This is a genomic window from Nostoc sp. DedSLP04 (assembly GCF_034530775.1).
GTDB lineage: Bacteria > Cyanobacteriota > Cyanobacteriia > Cyanobacteriales > Nostocaceae > Nostoc.
The window spans coordinates 13,240-36,340 of the sequence record NZ_JAVRCL010000050.1 but is presented as its reverse complement, the minus strand read 5'-3'; the positions used below and the strand labels follow the sequence as shown (position 1 = coordinate 36,340).

Below are 23,101 nucleotides of genomic sequence, written 5' to 3'. Positions count from 1 at the left end.
TGTTGCCTACTAAATAATGAAAATCTCTCGTCTTGTAAGCAGCTAGCTATCCTATCTGTGCTAAATGCTTTTCTTCAAATCGACACCACACGACACATACTGCCCTGACAAAGCCTTAGATTTATAGGCGATTTTGGCACACTGCGTAGGCGTAGCCCGTCGTAGACATCGCGAAAAAATGTTATCCAACGCTAGACTCTTGATATTGTGGCAATCGGTCGATGACGTTGTTAAAACTGGTAAAATAGTCTTGGAGTGTAATAGCTGCTTGACCAGTGAATTCAATCCATTTGTAATAGTAGAGATTTTGAGCAATGGTATCCTACTGGAGCGAGGAAAACTGAGGAGTAGCTAAGGAAACAGAAACGTTTTTTTCACTCGAAACCGTTTGATTATCTAGCCTAAACACAGCAATATAGCTGGTGTTAATAAAAACGTTCTGTATCTCAATCAAGGTCATAGCTAGTTTTAACGTCCAGGATAATATATTTTATGGTATATGACCTAGTAAAGTTGACAATTTCGTTACAGAAAAGACACCGCCTTTAATCCGAGTTTATGCAAGTTGGAAAAGTAATTAAACGATCGCTAGATAATGACAACGCAGTTATTTTTAGTTATTTTTTAATTTCAAAATATTAATTAAATAACTAGTTTGTTTAACCACTTTAAAGCATTGAATTAATAAAAATACTAGCATATTTTACAAAAACTAAATCATTCCTTTAAACTTATTTTATAAATAACCATATACTCTTACTGATAGAATTTTTGAATAAATTTAGCCTAAAAGTATAATTTATAACTAAATAAATATGTGAAAAATTTTGTTACCTACGGGTTAAACATAAATATTTTCTTGGTTAAGTTAACACTACAAATCTGTTGTCTAGTAAGTAACAATTCAATGAATACATATATAAATGCAATAACTACAAGTATTGTTTCTCAGAAAAGCATCATAATTGAGTCAAAGTTTTTGGTTATTTTTTAATATAAGTCAAGTTAAGAAGCAAAGTGGTTATTTATAAAGCAAATATTAATTTTAAGTATGTTGCTAGATAAACATAATATGAGTTAAATGAATTTTCGGTAAACAGTCAACTTAAGCAAAGCTCAGGTTTTGCATCTCATCTACCACTGACCTGTGCAATCAATAACAGAGCTAATAGCTTAAGTAAGGGCAATTCATCAATTACCCCTGCTACAAATCGCTATAAGAATGTCTTATATTACACAACCTCGATAATAATAATCTGTTAGTAATATCAAATCTGCTTAATAACGAACTATTTGTACGTATTCAATTGCTAGACAATAGATTAGCGATTGGTACATTTTTTTCAGCACCTTATCTGATTGTGATGAAATCTTTTAGTGAGAGAATCAGGACTTATGCAAATTCAATTAGTTGACAATAATCAACTTTTAGTCCATACTTGATAACAAGTTTATCCAGGTTTTGATCTCATTTTTATTAGCGCTTCGTTGTTATTGAGAGTTAAGTTTGCTGGCTAGCGCTATTGTATTTTACGCTACGGGATTAGATGACAAATTAGGATATAACTTAGGAAGCTTTGAAGTAACACGCCATTAATTTTCACGCCACAATACTAAGTTTGGGCGGTAAAAGCGTACAACAATTCATATAAAACCAATTTAGATGCATCCACGAAATTTAAGGTATAAATCTTAGAGGAAAAGCCCTCTTGGTAATTTGCGGATGAGTCTATTCTAATCGACTAAATATAACCAGGATATTCTCTAAAAAAGCAGAATTGGAATGAAAATATGGCAGTAAATAAAGAAAGTCGATTATTCAGAAAACCCGTAGGCCGATCGCAAGTAATTTTAGCAGCTTCTCTCACTTTAGCGGCTGGATTAATCGCTTTCTATAGTTTGACACCTTATTGGTCTAAACCCAAAGTTGTGACAGCCCCAGCAAATCCTCCCAAAGCTGCCACGCCTGCGAAAGTTGCTGTGACAGCCTTGGGACGTTTAGAGCCAGAAGGCGAAGTTACTACTTTGACTGCTCCCACTTCTAATAATGGGGTGCGAGTAGATAGACTGTTGGTGAAAGAAGGAGATGCGGTTAAAGCAGGGCAATTACTGGCATATCTAGAAAACTATGGTCGTTCTAGAACCGCGTTGCAACAGGCTTTAGACAAACTCCAAGTTGCCAAAGCTAAACTAGCGCAGGTGAAATCGGGAGCTAAAACCGGAGATGTCGATGCTCAAAAGGCTGCGATCGCTCGTTTAGAGCCACAATATAAAGGAGACGTTGCGACACAACAGGCGACAATTGACCGCATCCAAGCGGAAGTAGACAACGCTCAAGCCGAGAATAATCGCTATCAGCAATTATATAGACAAGGTGCGATCGCGGCTTCTGTAGCAGATACCAAAGCTTTGCAACTAAAGACTACACAACAGCAGCTAACGGAAGCTCAAGCCACCCTCAAGCGAACTCAAGACACATTCCAAGAACAACGCAAGCAAGCAGAAGCACAACTCAAAAGTATTAGTGAAGTGCGTAGCGTAGATGTTCAAGTTGCACAAACCGAAGTCAATAGTGCCACAACTTCTGTTCAACAAGCAAAAGCCGACTTGGATTTAAGTTACATCAAATCTCCCATAAATGGCAAAATTTTGAAAATTCACGCCAAAACTGGAGAAGTAATTAGCACCAGCAGAGGATTTGCTGAGATAGGTAAGACATCTCAAATGTATGTGATTGCAGAGGTGTATCAAACCGATGTTCAAAAAGTACGTGTAGGACAAAAAGCCACCATTACCAGCACTGCATTTCCTGGAACAATAAAAGGAACTGTAAAAGAAATTGGTTGGCAAGTTGATAAACAAAGCATCTTTAGCCTCAACCCTGGTTCAGATACAGACCGCAGAATAGTGGAAGTAAAAATCTCCATTGATAATCCCGCCGACAGTGAAAAGGTCGCTCGTTTCACTAACTTACAAGTCGATGTCGCCATTCATATTTAGTCATAAGGCATAGGTCATTCACAAATGACAAATGACCAATGACAAATGACAAATGACAAATAATAAATAAATCCATGATTTTAAAAATTCCTTTAGCATGGCTACAGCTAGCCCAACAAAAAGTTCGTTTATTAGTAGCTGTAGCCGGGATTGGCTTTATTGTGCTGCTAATGTTTGTGCAACTTGGTTTTCAAGATGCCCTCTATTCTAGTGCAACCGCAGTCCATCAGAATCTCAAGGGAGATTTATTTTTAGTTAGTTCGCAATATAAATCTTTGACCTCAAATCAAAGTTTTTCGCGGACTCGTTTATACCAATCTCTGGGGTTTGATGGCGTAGAGTCAGTTAGCCCGATGTATTTGCAATTTGCCAAACTAAAAAATCCGGCTACTAGTGAGAAATATTCAATATATGTTATTGGTTTCGATCCAGGTAGACCGGTGATGAATCTCCCAGAAGTAGAGAAAAATTTAGATAAACTCAAAATTCCCGATGTCGTGCTTTTTGATCGGGGTTCTCGCCCAGAGTTTGGCCCAATAGCTGAAAAATTTAATGCCGGAGATACTACACAAACAGTTGAAATATTTCCCTTCAATTCATTAATTGGCTATAAAGTGAGAATAGGCGGGTTATTCACATTAGGGCCTTCCTTTGGGGTAGATGGAAATTTACTTGTTAGTGACTCCACTTTCTTGAGGATAAATCCTAATACTCGTCCAGCAGATATGATAGATATTGGCTTGATTTCCCTCAAACCTGGTACTAATGCAGAAACAGTACTGAAAAATTTACAAGGAAGTTTGCCTAATGATGTCCAAGTTTTTACCCGCCAAGGCTTCATTGATTTTGAAAAAAACTATTGGGCTGTCAGAACACCCATTGGTTTTATTCTTAACTTGATGTTGACAATGGCTGCGGTGGTTGGTGTGGTTATTGTTTATCAAATTCTTTACAGCAATATTGCTACACAATTCGTTGCTTACGCCACTTTAAAAGCCATAGGTTATGCCAACAGCTATTTATTAAATGTGGTATTTCAGCAAGCCTTGATTTTGGCAATCTTAGGTTATATCCCAGGATTTATTACTTCTGTCTTGTTATATAGTTTTGCAGCAGAAGCAACTAAACTACCAATAGTTATGACCACTAATAATGCAGCGATCGTCTTAACTTCAACAGTCTTAATGTGTATAACATCAGGAGCGCTTGCTATCAATAAACTTCGCTCCGCAGATCCGGGAGATATTTTCTAGCTACTTGGTAGCAAAATAATTAAATTATTTTCCCATGATATAAACTGATATCTAAATATTAGTGTAGCCTCTCCACAAAGAAATTCTTCTTATACAAAGTTTAGATTTTAGATTAAGAGGATTTACCAATATTTAAATTTGGTATTACTTAAAGTCTTTTATCTAACAAATCAAATTCACCTATTTAACAATAATTTCGATTTTATGAACCTCAAAGACAAAACTCTCCTAATTACTGGGATTAATGAATTTGTCGGTTTGCGTACAGCCGAGTTAGCCATAGTGCAAGGGATGAAGGTTCGTGGACTACAAAGTTCTACAGAACAGAACAAACAATTACAGAATTTAGGTGTAGAGGTAATTATTGGTAGTATCACCGATTCTACTATTGCTCAAAAGGCTTGTCAGGGAGTAGATATCGTTTTACATACAGAGCAAATTGCTGAAGAAGCTGGTGCAATTAAGCATTTTCGTGATGTGAATGTTGGCGGTACTGTCAATATGGCTAAAGCTGCTAAACAAGCTGGTGTCAAAACATTTGTGCATTTATCTAGTGTGATGGTTTACGGTTTTAACTATCCTGATGGTGTTACAGAATCCGGCCCACTCTCTGGCGAAAATAATCCCTACTGTCAAACGAAAATCGAAGCCGAAACAGCACTTCTAGAACTGAATAATCCGTCAGATTTTGGCATCATCATTATTCGAGCCGGAGATGTTTATGGCCCTGGAAGTATTCCCTGGATAGTCAGACCAATTCTGATGATGCGCCAAAAATTATTTGCTTGCGCTAATGATGCTAAAGGAGTAATTAATCATGTATATATAGATAACCTGATTGATGGCATCTTTTTAGCGATGGAAAAAGAAATCTACGGTGAAATATTTAATATCACTGATGGACAAGAAACTTCCTGGAAAGAGTATTTTATGCGTTTAGCAGCAATGGAAGATTTACAAGCACCCCTTTCATTATCGAAAGATGAAATCAAATTGTTTCTAAAGCTACGCGTTCAAGGACAAAAACTGTTTCGTAAAAAAGTTGATATTTTACCAGAGTCTATAGATTTTATGACTCGTCCTTACGCTTGTTCCATTGCTAAAGCCCAAAATCTGTTAAATTACAAACCAACAATTGACCTAGAATTAGGAATGCAGCAAACACATGAATGGCTGCAAAAAACAGATATTCAAAGCTTGGTGAAATAGTTCACAGATTTTTGAGAATTCAGGAGTCAGGAATCAGAATGGGCTAAACGCCCCGCTATCGCTAACAGAGTAATTGCAAAATGAAGAAGCTAGAAGACACTTGATTTACTTGAAATGATTCAGCTTGGTATCAAAGTATCCTTAATCTTGACTCCTGAATTCTGAATTCTTACGTTGCGTCTACCTAACTACGATTAAGCAGAAAATAATCCACAGATTTTCCGAATACTTGTTTTCTATGAGTCGCAATCAGCCACGATTGAGCATCGGATTACCTGTGTACAATGGTGAAAAATTTCTCAAAGAAGCCATAGATTCACTCTTGGCTCAGACCTTTGAAGATTTTGAACTTATTATTTCAGATAACGCATCGACAGATAAAACTGAGGAAATTTGTAGAGCTTATGCCGAGCAAGACCAACGTATTTGTTACTACCGCAATGACACGAATATCGGTTGTGCTGGTAACTTTAATCGCGTCTTGAAACTGTCTTCGGGTGAGTATTTTAAATGGGCAGCTCATGACGATCTACATTCTCCAGATTTTATCAAGAAGTGTGTTGAAGTGCTTGACCAAGATCCTACTATAATCTTGTGTCACTCTCAGGCATATTTCATTGATGAACAGGGGAATTTTATCCAAAATTACGATATCAAAGTCAAGGCAGATGCACTAAAACCACAGGAGCGTTTTCACGAATTGCTGACCAAGCATTTATGCAACCAATGTTACGGGGTAATTCGCGCTAGTGCTTTGAAAAAGATACCACCTATGGGTGGCTATGGTAATGCAGATGGAATTCTTTTGTTAAGACTTGGTATTCTTGGTAGGTTTTATGAAATCCCTGAATACCTGTTTTTCTTCAGAAGTCATCCGCAACAATCAATGAGTATGTTCTTTCCCAATTATTTGTTGTTAACAAATAAAAACCAAAAATCATTCTTGAGTATGCTCCCCGATTTTTATGCATATACAGTGTGGTTTGATTCAGCAAAGAAAGGACAAATTTTATTCCCACATTGGAGAATAATCTGGGAGTATATACTCTCTATATGGCGTAGTCCCCTGAGTTTGAATGAACGGCTATGTTGTCATAGAAGTTTACACCAGCAGTTAAAAGGAACAGAATATCTTTTACTGAAAGATTTGCTAATAGTGCTGCCAAGACTTTGGAAAGGTTGGCGAAAAGCATCAATAGACCTCTTGCAAAAATCCTTGAATCACCCCTTCCCAACCCTCCCCTTGTAAAGGGAAGGGGGCAAGATTTCAAGTTTCCCCCCAATATATCGGGGAGCCACTGCGTTGCGGAGGTTCGCTCCGTTGTAGCAAGTGGCGTGAGATAAAGGGAGGTCTAATAAAAAAACAACAAACCACACTTTTAACGAATCAAAATTACCTATTCTGGTTACAAAATTATGTTGAAACTATCTCAACTATCTCATGTTTTACTTGCTACTTTAGTGAGCATCAGCTTTGCTAAAACAGTGAACGCAGAGCCAACTGCAACACTTAATGTTGTAGTAAATGGAATACATCACAAAAAAGGTGAGATTTGCTTTCGAGTTTATGCAAATGAAAAAGGATTTCCAATGAATAGTACTAGTGAAGCTCAAAGTGGCTGCGCTAAAATTACTGGCACTTCTGTAAAAAAAGAATTCTTCGGTTTGAAGCCTGGAACTTATGCTGTCGCTGTAGTTGACGATCAAAATGGCGATCGCAAACTCAATAAAGACTTTTTCGGAATTCCTAAAGAAGGTTTTGGAATTTCTAAAAATCCAACTGTGTCCATACAAACAGGTACACCAAAGTTTCGTGATGCCAGTTTTGTTGTCAACAAAAATACAACAGTTAACATCATCATGAAATATTCGCTGGATTCGTAAAGGGAATGGGGAGTGGGGAGACAAGGGGACAAGGGGACAAGGGGGACAAGGGGGAATTTTTGAACAACTCTCTCCCTTGTCTCCCCCCTCTTCCTTGTCTACCTTATCTCTTCTCAATGCCCCATGCCCAATCCCTCATTCTGTCGGAGATTAAAAATTTAATGGAAGATTTGGCAATATTTCTGTCTAAGTCTTTGATGGGTTGGCTGGTTATTCAGGTGTGTTTTACGCTTGTCTTTATATGGTATCTGCGCTCGTCTAAAAAAAACTTATTGCCAGACGATCAGCTACCGAAAACAGCAGTAATTCTTTGCTTACGCGGAGCCGATCCGTTTTTGCCTAGATGTTTGCGATCGCTCCTAAATCAAAACTATCCACAGTATGATTTAAAATTAATCGTTGATAGTCACGAAGATCCTGCTTGGAAAATTGCTAGTGAAACCATCACAGAGCAAGAAGCAACCAACGTTCAAATCAGCCCTTTGAGAATAGTACGTAACAGTTGTAGTCTCAAATGCAGTTCTTTAATCCAAGCTGTCCGAGAGTTGGACGACTCCTACAAGGTGGTTGCTTTAGTCGATGCTGATACTATAGTTCATCTCAATTGGCTCAGAGAATTAGTCAGTCCTCTAAGCGATGCGAAAGTAGGCGCAACAACCGGCAATCGGTGGTACGTACCAACAGGCAGGTATTGGGGTTCTTTAGTGCGGTACGTCGGCAATGTCTCTACAGTAGTGCAAATGTTTATCTTCCAGATTCCTTGGGGTGGAACTTTGGCTGTGAAAACAGAAGTGCTTCGCCAAACAGAACTGCTAGATAAGTGGGGACAAGCTTTAGGCGAAGATTTTATGATGCACGACATCCTGAAAAAACATGGTTTTCAGGTAAAGTTTGTGCCTTCGCTGCTAATAGTCAATCGTGAAGAGACTGATTTATTCAACTTAATAGACTATCTTAAGCGCCTTATCCTTTTTTCTCGACTGTATCATCCCCGTTGGTTGGCTCTTGTGAGTGAAGCTGTTTCTAGCATTTTGTTTCCGACTCTACTGTTCGTGTTAGTTCTAGAGTCGTTGTTAGAGGCAAAATGGGAAGCTGCGGCTCTGTTGTTAGTCTGCTATGGAGTTTACACTGTCGGATTACTCTTGATAATGCTGGTGTTGGAATTAGAGATACAGCGAGTAGTTCGCTCTAATGACCAGGCGATCGCCAAATTATCAGCTGCTACAATCATTAAAATGTTGATTGGGATTCCGTTGACACAGTGGGTTTATGGGTTAGCGATGCTATCATCTCTGTGGACATCAACAGTCACCTGGCGCGGTGTCAGCTATCGCGTGCAAGGGCCTTGGAATGTCCGCTTAGTGGAATATCGCCCTTATCAATGGTTGGATCAACCGATTAATAGCAAGGTTTCTCTTTGAATTAAATCGCTAAATATCAACTAGGGCATGAAAGTTATTACACTAAACATTCCCTAGTCTTCAAATTATATTATCTTATATTTAGTAGAACTATATTAGCTATAACCTTGTAAACATATACGTTTTTACTTGTTGATTACCAAAACGTATTTACATTTTTTACAAGGGTTTAGACAAATATATTAAGGGGAATTTTGACTTAGCAATTTGGATGTTTTGATAGTTTCTAACCCAGGTTTATATACGTGTTTGCAATTGAGTCTACTTAATCTCCAACCTTTTCCATACCTTTCTCTAACTCTCTCCTAAAAAGCTACGGTGTACACATATCTTGGTAATGAAGCCCAAACCCTGAATTTACCCCCCTTAATCCCCCCTTATAAAGGGGGGAGACCGGAAATTTATCTAGTTCCCTCCCCTTTATAAGGGGAGGGTTAGGGTGGGGTAAAACCCCTGTGTATACCGTAGCCTAAGAAAATAGGAAAGCGGAAAACCTTTGTTGCTGTCAGGGGAGCGCCTCAAAGCATCTCTTCTAAAAAGAGAGAGATCGGACTCTATTGCACACAAACTAGAAGCACTATAAACATCTACTTCAAAATCTAAAATTTCAGCTATTTAACAATGCGTAAATCCTTAGTCTAGTTGTATTAGTGGGAATTTCTGAGCCAAATAATCAGGATGTTCATGAAACATTTGCTGCGTAAATCCTAAGTTAAAAACCAGCAATTTTCTGAAATATTCCCTTTTATTATGACTAAGCAAAAACTTCGCATTGCACTGTTTACAGGGTTGTATGCTCCTTTTTTGACTGGTGTTTCCGTTGCAGTACACCAACGAGTTCGTTGGTTGCTAGAGCAGGGACATGAGGTTTTTCTAATCCATCCGCAAATCAACGATCGCTACCCCAAAAATGTTGGCGATCGCCCCATGCTAGGTTTAGAAGAAATTCAATCTTTCCCCAATTTTTCTGCTTACGCATTCCCTACAGAACCGCTGCTATTCTATAAGTCTCTTCCTCAACCGTTGAACTATCGACATTGGAGCGATACCAAGTTGCTAGAGAAATTCAAACCCGATATTATCGTGGTTGAAGAAGCAGCCCAAATGAGAGGTTTATACTCATTTTTCTTACAAGGTTATGGTCGCCCAATCGGCACTCAATACGCAAAACGAACAGGCACGCCAATAATATCACTTTTCCATACAGATATTGTTGCGTATATCAAATATTACTTTGGAGACCGATTTTTCAATTTGGTTCGTCCCATCGTTCCCGTTTTAGTTAAGCAGTTTAGTGAGTCTTATGACTTCAATTACTTCTCTTCTAAAGAACAATTGACTAAATACGAAGAACTGAAATGCCAACGCGCTGAATACGTCGCTTATCAAGGTATCGATTGCGAAAAATTTCACCCGCGAAACATTTGTTACGACCCAATTCCTAACGATAACCGACCAACTTTGTTGTTTGTTGGACGCATTACACCCGAAAAGAATGTCAACCAATTGCTTGATATCTTTCCAGTCATAGCTGCGAAAATTCCTGATGTCCATCTGGTAATTGTTGGTAGTGGCCCGCTAGATGAAGAGATCCGCGAGCGTGCTAAAAAGTTTGGATCGGGTATTACTGTATGGGGTGAGTCTCACGGTACAGAACTTCTAGGTTGGTTTGCTAGAGCAGATGTTTTTGTCAACCCCTCTGTCACCGAGAACTTCTGCACGACAAATAACGAAGCATTAGCCTCTGGAACTCCTCTGGTTGCTGTTGTTGCACCTTCAACTTCAGAACAAGTATTTCCTGGTCGTAACGGCTTCCTCGCCCAACCTAACAACCCTACAGACTTCGCCCAAAAGGTAATTGCGATTTTGGAAAATCCCGGTTTGAAAGCAGATATGACTAGACACGCTCGCCCCTCTATACTCGAATTTGATTGGTCAGCGTGTATGCAGAAATTTGAACACAAACTTTACCAAATCGTTGAAGGAGCGCAGAAGGTGGAGGTAGGTACAACCAGTGTAAGACTACAGCAATAAGAAATATGGCGATCGCTAGTATTTACAGTACTAGCGATCGCTAATTAGTGACTTTGACTAAGGCTCTTGGTCTAATGATGCGTAGGCATAGCCCGTCGTAGACATCGCATTAAAATGAGACCAGAGTTCAATTAAGTTGTGCGATAAAACTTACAATTTGGTCAAGCTAGTTTTAGCACCATGCCACCTATGCAAAATAGGCATAGTAAACAATCCCCACGCCAAACCCGTAATCAACCCAAAAGACGTAACCAGATAGTTATTAAAACTCCACAAGCCAAAAACCTGTGCTGCTAATTCCAAAGGATAAGCCATCATTAGCACACTTGCGATCGCCACACCACTCCCGCCATACTGACTTAACCAGTAAAATCCCTTACCACCAGTTACGCCGTATAGCAGACGAGTAATTAGCAAACCCGTGACAGTGCCGTAGCAGCGCATACACACAGCCATAATAAACGGTGGTGCTAAATCTAACCCCATCTCTGGTTGCGGACAGACATGATTACCCATGAAATAAATGATGTCCGCAATTCCAGGAAGCAAAGACACTCCAGACGCAGCCAAAAAGGGAGCAATCGGCGGGCCAAAAACCATCCCCACTAGCATAATGTCAGCAATCAAACTGACCCAATTGAGATTTTTGGAAGGTTGTAATTGCATAGAGGGAACAATTCTTTGCATAAAATATCCTTTTTTGTTTTATCTTTGCGTGCTTTTGAATATACTGCAAGGAAATTATTGCCAATTATCATCACTATCGTTACCAATATATTGACAATTTGAGATCGCTACATCACAGATTTTTGCCTCATAGCATTTTATGATTCCAGATATCACAACTCAAACATTTTTATCCTCAACCTACCTATCAAAATTAATTAAGTAAATATGCACATAATAGAACTCACCTCTTTAAAATCTGGGGAAACTGCGATCATCTGTGGGCTTTCAGGAGAGACTGGCTTACAACAACGCTTGCTATCACTGGGCTTTCGCACTGGCAGGCAAGTGCTAATTCTTCGGAAAGCTTGGTTGAACGGCCCATTACATATCCGCGTTGGGACAACAGAAGTTATGGTGCGTCGTCGGGATGCTAAAGCAATTCAGTTAACAAAAGATACTTGCAAGACACCAAAATGACCCATTGTAACAGTTCTAACCCATCTGACAAGAACACAACTGCCGGAATCAAACAAATTGCGGTTTTGGGAATGCCTAACACAGGTAAATCCACCTTTTTTAACCGCTTTACAGGCGCTAATGCGAGTGTCGGTAACTGGCCTGGTATTACAGTTGACCTAATGATGGCAAAAATCAAAATTGATGATCAAGAGGTACAGGTTGTAGACTTGCCAGGGATTTACGATTTACGCGGTTTTTCAGAAGATGAGGCAGTGGTGCGCCGATTTTTTGAAATTACCCCAATACATTTGGTAATAATAATTCTTAATGCAACGCAAATCGATCGCCAAATTAGCCTAGCTTTACAAGTGAAACATTTGCAATTATCAGCTGTACTACTGCTGAACATGGCAGATGAAGCACCGAAGTTTGGGGTAAGTATCGACCACGATAAAGCATCCGAGCATCTGGGAATGCCAGTAGTGCCTATTAGTGCGAAGTATGGACAAGGTTACAGTCAAGCATATAAAACAATTCAGGAAGAATTAGCTAAGGGGAACGAGCCATTTTCTGTGGGTAAGGTGGAAGATAATTTTGCACCAGAACAACAGATAGCATTAGAGATGGAAACCCTGTTGCAAAATGCAGTTCACACTTCGACAGAAGTCAAAAAAAACTTAACGTCTCGCTTAGATAAAATTCTCTTGCATCCAGTATTGGGGTTGCCGATATTTTTTGGGGCAATGTATTTGATCTTCCAGTTTATCTATATGCTGGGAACACCATTACAGGATTATTTGGGTAATGCTCTGACTTGGTTTAAGGATAATGCTTTAGAGCCTGTGTTAGCAGGTTTTTCCTACCAGGGAGTATGGGGAAAATTTTTCCATGATTTCCTTATAAATGGTATCTACGAAGGGATAGGAACAGTAGCGACATTTCTCCCGATGATTTTCTTGTTCTTCATCTGTATGGCGATATTAGAAGATAGCGGCTACCTATCGCGTTCTGCATATCTGATGGATGCGTTGATGGAGAGACTAGGTTTGGATGGTCGGTCGTTTGTAATGTCGCTGATGGGATTTGGCTGTAACGTGCCAGCAATTATGGGGTTACGAGTGATGCGTTCTCCAGCTTTGCGACTGTTGTCAATGCTGGTGATTCCTTTTTCCCTATGTTCAGCACGATTGAATGTGTTTATCTTTATGACGACTGCGATATTTACTCCCCAACAAGCGACTAAAGTCTTATTTAGTTTGTATATATTTAGCTTTACAGCTGCAATTTTAACCGCAATTTTGTTTCAAAATAAATATCCAAATCAAGAACCATTTTTATTAGAACTACCGCCTTACCGCTTCCCCACGTTCAAGCACATGATTATGCGAGCTTGGCGGGAAGTTATGCACTTCATGGTTTGGTCGCGCCGATTTATTATCTTTGGTGTGGTGGTGATTTGGTTTTGCAATAACTTCCCTACCAATGTGCTACCTGCAAGTCCTCAGACTATTTCTGGCATGATTGGTCAATTTACACAACCAATATTACAACCATTGGGTATTAATCCACAATTAGCAGTGGCTCTGATTTTTGGCTTTGTTGCAAAAGAAATTGTTTTAGGGGGTTTGGCGGTAATTTACAGTACGCAAAATGATGCTGGGTTGGCGAAGGCTATTTCCCAACAGATAGACTGGGTTCAGGCTTACAGCTTTATGCTGTTTACCCTGCTTTATGTCCCTTGTATATCAACTATTACAGTAATTAAAACTGAATCTAAGAGTGCTAAATTTGCTTGGATAACAGTAGTATGGTCAGTGGGTTTAGCTTGGATAACAAGTTTTATTTTCTATCAGAGTGCGCGAGCTTTAGGATTTTAATTAAGCTAAGTATTTAGTTGAAAAAAGTTGCTAAACTTCATCCATTATGAGAACTGGAATTTTCCCAGAAAACATATTATTTTGAGTTGAGAACGCGATTGCTTAAATCAAAGTATTAGCTCCTCTTTGCGTGAAAAGCAATATTATACTCAAAGACTTCGATATGTAGCACAAAATTCATCTTCAACTATATTTTTGACTATTCTCCCAAATAATTCTGACGAACTCTGATACTTCTTTAGGAGTTTTTAAAGGAGCATCAGGAGGATTAACAGAAGGAAATACATCTTTTATTTTATTTAAATTATCATTTATGGCATTGTTAATAATTAAACTTTTCTGATTTACTTGAGAAGCAATATTACTGTAAAATTCTGAAGCACAGATAATAAAACCTCTTGAATCCTGATATTCGATACGTTCAGAAATCTTACCTTTTACAATCCCAGATTTATATTCTACTTCTAGCACCTTTAACATTTCGTTAATTACTTGTAATACAAATTCAGGAGACTGAAGCTTTCCTTTTGGTAATTTTTGCAATGCTTCTTTAATTGCTTCAATAGATTTACTATAATAAATTTCCACATCTCCAGATGCAGGTTGATATTTTGCTATATCGTAAAGCTTTTCCAAACTTTCCTTAAATTGTAATGCACCATATGACTTAAGTGGTTCTTCCACTTCGTGATAAAGTTCGTTTATCGGATGCCCTAAGTGTGATTCTGCTTGGTCAGGTGTTCCTTGATCAAGTAACTCTTTTCCTACTTTTAAATGTCCTCGCATTAAGCCTAATGCCTTCATATACGAAACATCTGGCTGCTCTTGCTTTACTGGAGTTTCTTGCAGCTTTTGTGGAGCGCTACTAATAGAATCAGAACTACAGCTATTAATAAATATTAAAACAGTAGTCAAAATTGAAATGATTATAATATGCAAGTATGACATATTTTAAAATGATATTCTCCTATTGGTTGACTAGCTTCGGCATTGATAAAACTTATCATGTTCAACATTAAAAAATGGATCTTTATTGCTTTCATGAGTAATAAAGGAACTATCAAAAATTCTTTTTTTCTGAAGATATTCTTCAAGCTGTATACTATCGTCTTCATTGGTAAATTGATTATTTTCAGAGTATTTTTTCGCTTTGTCTCTATATGTTATTAGAAATTCTCGATTTTTGAGATCAAGCTCCTTGAGTTGAGCAGCTTTAAAATCAAGCGCTCTCTCAAATGCTGATACAGCATTTTTATAATCACCATTTAAGTAAAGTACAAAACTTTTATTCCTCCAAGCATAATAAAAGTTTGAAGCAATCTTATCACTTGTTATTTGATCATATAATTTGATTGCTTCTGTAAGATGATTATTTCTTTCTGTAGAATCTTTCATTATTGCACGATTAGCATAAATGGATGCTAGATGATATTTAATCTTATACGATTCTTTTTTACTTATTGCTTTATCTATATTTAAAGCATTTCTAAAAAGCTCTTTAGCATCGCTCAAATTATGTTGAGATAATTTTGCAATTGCCTTCGTTAATAAAACATCTTTGTAAAATTCTGGATCGGTGTTAGGAATTTTTTCAAGAAGTATAATGGCTGTCTCATATTTTTTATCTCTATTTATTAAAAAATGGCTGAGTTCAAATACAATCTGATAGTCTTCTTCCTCAAGAGTCTTGTTGTCTTCGCTATATAACTCTAATGCCCTACTATATCGTTTTTGTGTGAGGTCACAGTTTGGATTTTCACTTAACACATCTTTGAAATCTAAGATAAAATCTTTGTAAAACGCAGCTTGTGCATCTACTGTATTCTGAATATAAGCATTGCGAAAATTAGTCTCTGTGGTGTAAACAACGCGATCTTTTTGATCTGATTCCCAACGAGGATTCCATCTTACTAGCGATGCTCTACCAGCACGCTTTAGTATATTAGTATTATTTGGTTCCTTTTTAAGCACTTCTTCACAAGAGTTCCAAACCCGCTCTGCTTGTTTTGGTTCTTTCTTCGGATTTGCTAACTTTTCATTACATTGATATGAATCAATATAATAAGATGAAACTTGTGGTAAAATTACTATCCCGAATAAAACAGTAAGAGTGACTAACACAACAATAACACCACCGTTAATATTAAGGATAAAGTCACGACCTATCTGCAAAAGATTTTTATTAGAATGTGCTTTTTGTTTAGTACTATTTCTTTGTGTAAGTTTTTTTTGTGACATAATTGAGAGTATCTGATTTTTGCGAATCTACTTTACAAATAAAAAATAAGGGATAATTCACACTTTAAAAATAAAAATATTCTTGCAAAAACTATTTAGGCAGACGAAGTAATTATTGATATTTAAAAGAACTCATTCTTGATTTACTTGAAGTGAGATATACCGATTCCTTTATGCCAAATTGGATTCCAAATTATTGAAAGCATTATTATGTTGTTATTTCAATTAAAATAACAACATAATAATTATTGATAAACCTTGCTTTGTAAGGTTTTCACTCTAATTGGGTTTGAATTAGTATAGGAGGCTCTGTAGAGCCGATATCCTTAACAGGATTCAGTTTTAGGGAGAGGATTGTTGCTGCTGACCAGTTTGAGGATTCTGTCCGTTATTGTTTACCCCAACAGTAAATGCCCAAGCTAATCCTCCTAGAGCAAGAATACCAAATAACAAAAATGAAATAAAAATATAGTTCGTATTCTGATAATCTCTCGCTACTTGTGTTACATTTCCAGCAGCATTATTAGCGCTTTGAGTGACTTTATTTTGATCGGTTTTATCAGGCTGTTGGTTCATAGCTTTATTCCAAAGTTTTTAAGTTTACTCATACGAGATATCCATCGTTTACTACAGTTTTTAAAACTGCTACTTTCTTTTGTAAATCAACCACCTACCGATTTGATGTCACATCATTAAAACAACTCAAATAATCAAATTAAGCATCAATTATTACCTAGGTTTTACTAGTACAATTTTGTTTGAGAGCAACTATAAGACACTCATGCAGTTCTTTTGGAATCCTGATGCAGAAATTAGGTGAAAGCATACTGTACTCACCTTTAAAGAACTTTTGTATAAAAAAATTCATAATTGAGAATGCTCTACCCAAAATTGGATGGAGTTTTAATCAGGAAGAGTGTTTAAACGTTTCGCCCAAAAGGGCAAGCTATTAAACCAATATTTACCTGTCAGTCGCGCAGAATTTATTTTGGATTTTGACTCCTGACTCCTGAATTCTTCTTTATTGAAATATTTTATCTATAGTAGCGTAATTGTTTACAGACAAAGTATTTTGCTCTACGAATTTTTAATAATTTCTATGAAAAATGTTTACTTGAAACTGACTCAACCCAACCCACTCTTTTATACTTAGAAAATAAAAAATACTAGGGTAGTAAATGCTACCCTAGTCATCTACTTCTGTGTGGTATCTGGAGCAGTTCGTTTCTTAACGTACCTTATTTACATAAGGACTTGTCAACTTATCCAACTGCTGAATCAACAGACTGAGGAATAATCCCACATCTGTAACTACACCCACCGATTCTACAGAACCGCGATCGCTTAACTTTGTCACCACAGCTGGATTAATATCTACACATACCATTTTCACACCAGCCGGGGTCATATTTCCCACCCCAATGGAGTGCAGCATCGATGACAGCATCAAAATCATCTCTGCACCTTCTAGGAGTTTGGCATATTGCTCCTGTGCTTGAATCAAATCCATTTGGGTATCAGGTAAAGGGCCGTCATCCCGAATCGAACCCGCAAGCACAAAAGGTATATTATTGTGGACACATTCATACATCACGCCACTTTTAATTGCTCCCGCCTCCACAGCTTTCGGAATGCTGCCATAACGGCGGATACTATTAATTACCTTCAGGTGATGGCGGTGTCCACCATGCACGGCGATACCCCGCTTCATATCTACACCCAAGGAAGTGCCCATGATATTTTGCTCGATGTCGTGAACTGCGATCGCATTACCACCCAGCAACGCCTGTACATATCCTTCTCGAACCAGTTGTGCCAAGTGTTCGCCGCCACCTGTGTGAATCACCACAGGCCCAGCCGTGACAACTACTTTACCACCAGCATCCCGAATTTTCCGTAATTCCCAAGCTACTTGTTCAACGACTAATTCCACGCGTCGTTCGCTGGAAACCCCCGCCGACATAAAGCTGAATTCTTGGGTGCTGCGGAGTTCCCGCGATTCAGTTTTGCGGATGGTGCGGATACCTAAAACGTCTACAATTACTTGTTCACCAACTTTTAAATCGCGTAGTATTTTACACCGAGCAACGAAGCCAGTGGGAGTTTGGGTAATTGCGATCGCACCATCCATCCGTTGATTTTCCACCTTCACCCACTGACCATTAATTCGCACTTCGGTGGGATAAATTGTACTGACGTAAAAATCATCAGGCGCAACGCCATCTTGAATTACTGGTTCTAGTTTGGCATCTCGCTCATCATGGGGTAAATCTACAGCACCCAAATCAATCAATCGGGAAATGATTTCTTCCATCACCTCATGGGATGGTGCTGATACTCTCACCTCGGCGGCTGAAGTACTTTGGCGTTGTTCTCCCAAGTTGAAATTCAGGACTTTGAAACTTCCCCCGGCATCTATAATCAAATCCAAAGCGCGGTTAATTAAGCCAGCATCTAACAAATGTCCTTCCATGCGAATGACGCGGCTTTCTACCGAGACATTGGCATGAATTTCATCTCTAACTGGTTCAGTCACCCGTAAAGTTAAGCATTTAGCCGCACCACCGGCTTTGAGAAATTCCGTAAGTGGCGTTTCCAGCACTTGGAAACCTGCATCCTGAAGGCGAGTTTTCAAAGCATCACTCGTCTTGTTCATGATGACGATGCTATCCACATTCACCGCATTACAAGCGAAGTTGACTGCATCAGCTTCTTCAATTGCGATGCGCTTTTCTGGTGCAACTCGCATTTCAATTAAGCGGTTGGAGTAAGAATCAAAAGCGCCGGGATAGTATAGCAAATAGCCATTTGCTAGAGGACAAAAACAGGTATCTAAGTGATAGAAACGTTCGTCTATTAATCGTAGGGATAGCACCTCAATATCCAGCCATTTAGCTAGATAAGGGTGAGAATCTAATTCCGAGCGGAAACCGTATCCCGCCCATAACCAGCGTCCTTCCCGATCTAGCAGTGCGTCTCCTGCTCCCTCAAAGGGCAAATCTTTGGGAAGTTCATTGACTGTATAACCATTTGCCTCAAACCATTGTTTGAAGAAAGGCTCCTCTCCCTGACGCTCTTTGTGCAAAAAGCGACTGAGGACGACATTATCGCCCAAAACCAAGCCAGCATTGGCGGTAAAAACCAAATCAGGCCAGCCTTTTTCAGGTGGTACTAAATCGACAATGGCGTGTTGTTTGAGGATTTGATGTAGTCCCTGCCACTGTTCCACGGCGCGATCGCGCGATGACTTGTGGATATTCCCTTCCATCCAAGGATTAATCACATAGTCCACGTCATAGTGGTCAGGAGGGCACATTAAAAAGCGAATCCGGGAAGTCATAAAAATCTTACAAGCGTTTTATATGCTACAAGCTTACTTTGAATACAGACTTTTGTTTTTTTTACAGGTAAAATCTGCTACTAAAGCATCTATCTTTTGATAGTTGAAGACTTTATCAAGCCTTCGCTCTCAATTCTATTACTGGAACATGGTAATAATACCAATTCAAAATTCAAAATCAAGAAAGCCTGATTTAATTTAGGTTTCCAAGAAAGTGGGGCCACTGGGGGCGTATTAGAGGGCGAAGCAACTAGATCGAATTCATCGGCATTAGCACCAAAATCTTTATCAAATGCTTTCAAATTCACAGTCTATAGTATGCTAGTAACAAGCAACTAACCACTATGTTCGGCAAGTAGAGTTAAGCGAACGTTTGTTTTCCCAGCGTTCGCCTTTAACTTTTCACTAACACCCGTGACTTGAATAGCACGCTTGTTAAACTGAAGGGTAGGTAGCATAAGGATGCTCCAGAGGCAGAGGTATGCAGAGGGCATGGAGAAGAGACAAAGTAGACGAAGAAGAGAGGGGGGAGACAAGGGAGAGAGTTGTTCAATAATTCCCCCTTGTCCCCTTGTCCCCTTGTCTCCCCTGCCCCCTGCCCCCTGCCCCCTGCCCCCTCAAGCAGTCACTATATAAGACGAATCGATCGCTGCTACACGCCCAGCATCTACCAAAGCTTGATACACTATCGCCGCTACCTCACCGCGTGTAGCATCGCGGGTAGGATTGAGTTGTTTCAGGTTTGGGTAATTGACGATAATTTTCTTGTCTATAGCTTTTACTACTTCATCCTTGGCATATTCAGGAATCTTGGCTTGGTCATCGAAAACTTTGATAGTTGCCGTACCATCACTAGATAACCCCAATCCATTCACCAGAGAGACAATCACTTGCACGCGCTGGATATTTTTGTTGGGACTAAAGGTATTGTCGGGAAAACCAGAGAGAAATAAACCCTGATATGCCTGCTGAATTACCTTGGATGCCCAGAAGTCTGCTGGTACATCTTTGAATTTGATCGCCGCACGGTTTGGCGATGGGTTGAAAGCTTTTACTAGTATTGCCGCGAATTGTGCCCGTGTCATTGTCGCATCGGGTTTAAATGTGCGATCGGGAAAACCATTAACTATCCCCAATTTGACTAATTCCCTAATAAACCCACCTGCCCAATGATTCGCAATATCGGTTAATTCAATAGTAGGTGTTGGAGTTGGAGTTGGAGTTGGTGTTGGAGTTGGAGTTGGTGTTGGAGTTGGCGTTGGTGTTGGAGTTGGCGTTGGAGTTGGCGTTGGTGTTGGAGTTGGAGTTGGCGTTGGTGTTGGAGTTGGAGTTGGTGTTGGAGTTGGCGTTGGTGTCGGGGTTGGTGTCGGGGTTGGAACTGAACTATCTGCAAACTCTATGTTTCCGGTAACTTTAGACGCATCTATTTTATTTCCTAGAGAAATCAGCTTGTTGGAACTGACATTTTGCAAATCAAATTTACCGTTATTGCGTAGAGTATTGCCCCCTGGATTATTGTTACTGCCGATATCCGGTAGAGCAGTTCCAATTACTGTGATCCCATCATCAGTGTTATTTTCACAGACATTATTACGTAATACGGGACGAGCGCTACCAGAGATGACAATCCCAGAACGGTTTTCATAAATTCTGTTATCTCGAAGGATGGGTGATGCAGTATCGCTAATGGCAATGCCAAAACCTGTTTTAGAGTAGGTGTTATTTTCGATTTGACCTTTAGAATTTTTAGCGATCGCAATTCCATTAGCTGCATTCTCACTGAACACATTACCTAGAATCACTGGGTTAGCATCGCCTGTAGCAAATACTCCCTCCCGCTTATTGTTGATGAAGGTGCTATTAGCAACAGTAGGGGCAGTTGATTCAATCCAAACACCACTACCACGACTAGCCAAATTTGTTACAGTCACTCCTCGGAGTTCAGCTTTATCCAGCAGTACAAAAGTGACATTCTGACCAGCAAAAGTACGGCTTAGGTAAGTACCACTTCCTTCAATCAAAATACCATTGCCTTTATTGGTTTCATTACCCACCACTGTCACACCAGATGGAACCGTTAACGGAAAGACTTCACCGCTAGCAGCATTGTAATTACCATTTGCTAGTTGAATCTTGGTATCAACAGTAGCTACCTTAAGGGCTTTAGTAATAGTTTTGAAAGGGGCTTGTTGGCTACCTGGGTTGGCATCACTGCCTGTTACTGAATTTACGTAAAAAGTTTGAGCCATATTTATACTTTCATAAAATACATAGCTATCCTAGCGCTAACCATAAAAGTAGGTAGCAGTTGATGCATTAAGTAAGTTTAAGTACTTTTCATTACAAAGTTAAAAAATTATGTAAATGCTTTTGGGTTTCACTAGTATTCGACTAAATGAACTACTTTTAATTGGCTTCTCTACGAGACGCTCCGCGAACGCCTGAACTAGAGGTTTCTACATCCTCTAGAACAATATGAGCAAAATTACTTTGAGATTTTTGACGCGCGAATTCAATCAGTAAGATGTGAAAATTACAACGGAGATCGAGAGTGAACCTTGGGGTGAAAGGTTCTTTCAAGTCACAGACCCCAACGGTGTCGTGATTCAACTGGTCTAGTGAATCGCCGAAAACATAGGAGAAACAGTATGAACTATGCCCCGCCACCTGGGATAAGGATAAACCTCCGCCCTGCTAGCTTTGCTGATTTGGATTTATTGCGCCACTGGGATGAGCAACCTCATGTGATTAACTCCGATCCTAACGATGACTGGGGCTGGGAAGTACAACTTGAACGCACTCCCGAATGGAGAGAGCAATTGATTGCTGAAATTGATGGTCGTCCCATTGGATTTATTCAGATTATCGATCCAGCACATGAGGATAGCCATTACTGGGGTGATGTTACGGCGAATCTTCGTGCCATTGATATCTGGATTGGGGAAGAAACTGATTTGGGTAAAGGCTATGGAACACAAATGATGCGGCTTGCACTTGCTCGATGTTTTGCCGATCCGCAAGTGACGGCTATACTTGTCGATCCGCTAGCCAGTAATACCCGCGCTCACCGCTTCTATGAACGCTTTGGCTTCAAATTTATCGAGTATCGACGGTTTGGTGACGATGAGTGCTTTGTTTATTGTCTGAGTCGAGCAGATTGGCATGGTGAAAGTGAAATTAGCTAAATCACCAGATGAGGAACAATTCAATAACGACTGCCCGAATTCAATAAACGACTGCCCGAATTCAATAAACAACCGCCCGAATTCAATAAACGACTGCCCGAATTCAATAAACGACTGCCCAAATTCAATAAACGACTGCCCGAATTCAATAAACGACTGCCCGAATTCAATCAACGACCGCCCGAATTCAATAAACGATCGCCCGAATTCAATAAACGACTGTTTGAATTTAATATAACGTGAGTTCGACAGACCTTTCCCGGACAGCCTCCCTTTCCTAAAAGGCGAACGCGTAGCGTCTGGGTAAGGAGAGCGAGGAGAACGAGAAAAGAAAAGTTTTTGCTCCCCTCTCCTGGTAGGAGAGGGGCTGGGGGAGAGGTCAAAATAGCACTCGTCGAACTCACGTTAAAGAAAGGCTTGTCGCTTCACAAGGGGAGAGGTGATTCAAGGATTTTTGCAAGAGGTCTACTTATTTCCTATTTAGAACTTACGCAAAACTGCACATTATAGGGGTAATTCATGAATTGCCCCT

At 39.4% G+C, this 23,101-nt stretch carries 18 protein-coding genes and 1 pseudogene; 11 read left to right on the top strand and 8 right to left on the bottom strand.

From position 1 onward, the window contains the following. Nucleotides 1–181 precede the first annotated feature (181 nt). Nucleotides 182–460 (bottom strand): annotated as a pseudogene (locus RMX89_RS24485) (hypothetical protein). A gap of 1,331 nt (nt 461–1,791) precedes the next feature. On the opposite strand from RMX89_RS24485, the gene RMX89_RS24480 reads away from it, so the two are divergent. From RMX89_RS24480 to RMX89_RS24450, 7 genes are all read left to right on the top strand, one after another. Then, nucleotides 1,792–3,000, top strand: a complete 1,209-nt coding sequence (locus RMX89_RS24480; RefSeq protein WP_322684586.1) for an ABC exporter membrane fusion protein — start codon at nt 1,792–1,794, stop codon at nt 2,998–3,000. A gap of 74 nt (nt 3,001–3,074) precedes the next feature. Further along, on the top strand, nt 3,075–4,253 hold the full coding sequence (devC, locus tag RMX89_RS24475; protein WP_322670399.1) for an ABC transporter permease DevC: 1,179 nt from the start codon (nt 3,075–3,077) through the stop codon (nt 4,251–4,253). Nucleotides 4,254–4,457: 204 nt separating this feature from the next. Further along, nucleotides 4,458–5,462 (top strand): NAD-dependent epimerase/dehydratase family protein, encoded by a 1,005-nt coding sequence (locus RMX89_RS24470; protein ID WP_322670398.1) that lies wholly within the window; start codon nt 4,458–4,460, stop codon nt 5,460–5,462. Between the two features lie 238 nt (nt 5,463–5,700). Further along, nucleotides 5,701–6,711: a glycosyltransferase family 2 protein gene (locus RMX89_RS24465; RefSeq protein WP_322670397.1), complete on the top strand. Its 1,011-nt coding sequence runs from the start codon at nt 5,701–5,703 to the stop codon at nt 6,709–6,711. A gap of 167 nt (nt 6,712–6,878) precedes the next feature. Continuing rightward, nucleotides 6,879–7,346, top strand: coding sequence for a DUF2141 domain-containing protein (locus RMX89_RS24460; RefSeq protein ID WP_322684589.1), 468 nt, complete (start codon nt 6,879–6,881; stop codon nt 7,344–7,346). Nucleotides 7,347–7,507: 161 nt separating this feature from the next. Then, complete coding sequence (locus RMX89_RS24455; protein WP_322670395.1) at nt 7,508–8,767, top strand: glycosyltransferase family 2 protein; 1,260 nt, start codon at nt 7,508–7,510, stop codon at nt 8,765–8,767. A gap of 750 nt (nt 8,768–9,517) precedes the next feature. After that, nucleotides 9,518–10,801: a glycosyltransferase gene (locus RMX89_RS24450; protein WP_322690774.1), complete on the top strand. Its 1,284-nt coding sequence runs from the start codon at nt 9,518–9,520 to the stop codon at nt 10,799–10,801. A gap of 150 nt (nt 10,802–10,951) precedes the next feature. On the opposite strand, the gene RMX89_RS24445 is transcribed toward RMX89_RS24450, so the two are convergent. Beyond that, on the bottom strand, nt 10,952–11,488 hold the full coding sequence (locus RMX89_RS24445; protein WP_322690773.1) for a DUF2085 domain-containing protein: 537 nt from the start codon (nt 11,486–11,488) through the stop codon (nt 10,952–10,954). Between the two features lie 207 nt (nt 11,489–11,695). Between RMX89_RS24445 and RMX89_RS24440 the strand changes: the two genes are divergently transcribed. Together RMX89_RS24440 and feoB are read left to right on the top strand one after the other, a co-directional pair. After that, nucleotides 11,696–11,947, top strand: a complete 252-nt coding sequence (locus tag RMX89_RS24440) for a FeoA family protein (protein ID WP_322690772.1) — start codon at nt 11,696–11,698, stop codon at nt 11,945–11,947. Continuing rightward, the gene (gene feoB / locus RMX89_RS24435) at nt 11,944–13,806 is read left to right on the top strand and encodes a ferrous iron transport protein B (RefSeq protein WP_322690771.1); all 1,863 of its coding nucleotides are present in this window, start codon (nt 11,944–11,946) and stop codon (nt 13,804–13,806) included. Before RMX89_RS24440 ends, feoB begins: the two co-directional genes overlap by 4 nt. A gap of 183 nt (nt 13,807–13,989) precedes the next feature. Here the strand turns inward: feoB and RMX89_RS24430 are convergent, their stop codons facing one another. The 6 genes from RMX89_RS24430 to RMX89_RS24405 form a co-directional block, all read right to left on the bottom strand. Beyond that, the gene (locus tag RMX89_RS24430) at nt 13,990–14,721 is read right to left on the bottom strand and encodes a hypothetical protein (RefSeq protein WP_322690770.1); all 732 of its coding nucleotides are present in this window, start codon (nt 14,719–14,721) and stop codon (nt 13,990–13,992) included. A gap of 63 nt (nt 14,722–14,784) precedes the next feature. Next, nucleotides 14,785–16,044 (bottom strand): tetratricopeptide repeat protein, encoded by a 1,260-nt coding sequence (locus RMX89_RS24425; protein WP_322690769.1) that lies wholly within the window; start codon nt 16,042–16,044, stop codon nt 14,785–14,787. Nucleotides 16,045–16,386: 342 nt separating this feature from the next. After that, nucleotides 16,387–16,620 carry a hypothetical protein gene (locus tag RMX89_RS24420; protein ID WP_322690768.1) on the bottom strand — a complete coding sequence of 78 codons (234 nt, stop codon included), beginning with the start codon at nt 16,618–16,620 and terminating at the stop codon, nt 16,387–16,389. A gap of 652 nt (nt 16,621–17,272) precedes the next feature. Further along, nucleotides 17,273–19,384, bottom strand: coding sequence for a TIGR00300 family protein (locus tag RMX89_RS24415; protein WP_322690767.1), 2,112 nt, complete (start codon nt 19,382–19,384; stop codon nt 17,273–17,275). Between the two features lie 335 nt (nt 19,385–19,719). Next, the gene (locus RMX89_RS24410) at nt 19,720–19,842 is read right to left on the bottom strand and encodes a hypothetical protein (protein WP_322690766.1); all 123 of its coding nucleotides are present in this window, start codon (nt 19,840–19,842) and stop codon (nt 19,720–19,722) included. 159 nt (nt 19,843–20,001) lie between these two features. Further along, nucleotides 20,002–21,633 (bottom strand): DUF1565 domain-containing protein, encoded by a 1,632-nt coding sequence (locus RMX89_RS24405; protein WP_322690765.1) that lies wholly within the window; start codon nt 21,631–21,633, stop codon nt 20,002–20,004. A 277-nt stretch (nt 21,634–21,910) separates the two neighbouring features. Here RMX89_RS24405 and RMX89_RS34600 point away from each other — a divergent pair, with 277 nt between their 5' ends. Then, the gene (locus RMX89_RS34600) at nt 21,911–22,003 is read left to right on the top strand and encodes a hypothetical protein (RefSeq protein WP_416212005.1); all 93 of its coding nucleotides are present in this window, start codon (nt 21,911–21,913) and stop codon (nt 22,001–22,003) included. A 29-nt stretch (nt 22,004–22,032) separates the two neighbouring features. Next, complete coding sequence (locus RMX89_RS24400) at nt 22,033–22,569, top strand: GNAT family N-acetyltransferase (RefSeq protein WP_322684593.1); 537 nt, start codon at nt 22,033–22,035, stop codon at nt 22,567–22,569. The last annotated feature ends 532 nt before the right edge of the window (nt 22,570–23,101 follow it).

Coding starts and splice junctions, on each gene's coding strand:
- RMX89_RS24480 (WP_322684586.1), top strand. CDS start 1,792: ATGGCAGTAAATAAAGAAAGTCGATTATTCAGAAAACCCGTAGGCCGA.
- devC (WP_322670399.1), top strand. CDS start 3,075: ATGATTTTAAAAATTCCTTTAGCATGGCTACAGCTAGCCCAACAAAAA.
- RMX89_RS24470 (WP_322670398.1), top strand. CDS start 4,458: ATGAACCTCAAAGACAAAACTCTCCTAATTACTGGGATTAATGAATTT.
- RMX89_RS24465 (WP_322670397.1), top strand. CDS start 5,701: ATGAGTCGCAATCAGCCACGATTGAGCATCGGATTACCTGTGTACAAT.
- RMX89_RS24460 (WP_322684589.1), top strand. CDS start 6,879: ATGTTGAAACTATCTCAACTATCTCATGTTTTACTTGCTACTTTAGTG.
- RMX89_RS24455 (WP_322670395.1), top strand. CDS start 7,508: ATGGAAGATTTGGCAATATTTCTGTCTAAGTCTTTGATGGGTTGGCTG.
- RMX89_RS24450 (WP_322690774.1), top strand. CDS start 9,518: ATGACTAAGCAAAAACTTCGCATTGCACTGTTTACAGGGTTGTATGCT.
- RMX89_RS24445 (WP_322690773.1), bottom strand. CDS start 11,488: ATGCAAAGAATTGTTCCCTCTATGCAATTACAACCTTCCAAAAATCTC.
- RMX89_RS24440 (WP_322690772.1), top strand. CDS start 11,696: ATGCACATAATAGAACTCACCTCTTTAAAATCTGGGGAAACTGCGATC.
- feoB (WP_322690771.1), top strand. CDS start 11,944: ATGACCCATTGTAACAGTTCTAACCCATCTGACAAGAACACAACTGCC.
- RMX89_RS24425 (WP_322690769.1), bottom strand. CDS start 16,044: ATGTCACAAAAAAAACTTACACAAAGAAATAGTACTAAACAAAAAGCA.
- RMX89_RS24420 (WP_322690768.1), bottom strand. CDS start 16,620: ATGAACCAACAGCCTGATAAAACCGATCAAAATAAAGTCACTCAAAGC.
- RMX89_RS24415 (WP_322690767.1), bottom strand. CDS start 19,384: ATGACTTCCCGGATTCGCTTTTTAATGTGCCCTCCTGACCACTATGAC.
- RMX89_RS24410 (WP_322690766.1), bottom strand. CDS start 19,842: ATGCTACCTACCCTTCAGTTTAACAAGCGTGCTATTCAAGTCACGGGT.
- RMX89_RS24405 (WP_322690765.1), bottom strand. CDS start 21,633: ATGGCTCAAACTTTTTACGTAAATTCAGTAACAGGCAGTGATGCCAAC.
- RMX89_RS24400 (WP_322684593.1), top strand. CDS start 22,033: ATGAACTATGCCCCGCCACCTGGGATAAGGATAAACCTCCGCCCTGCT.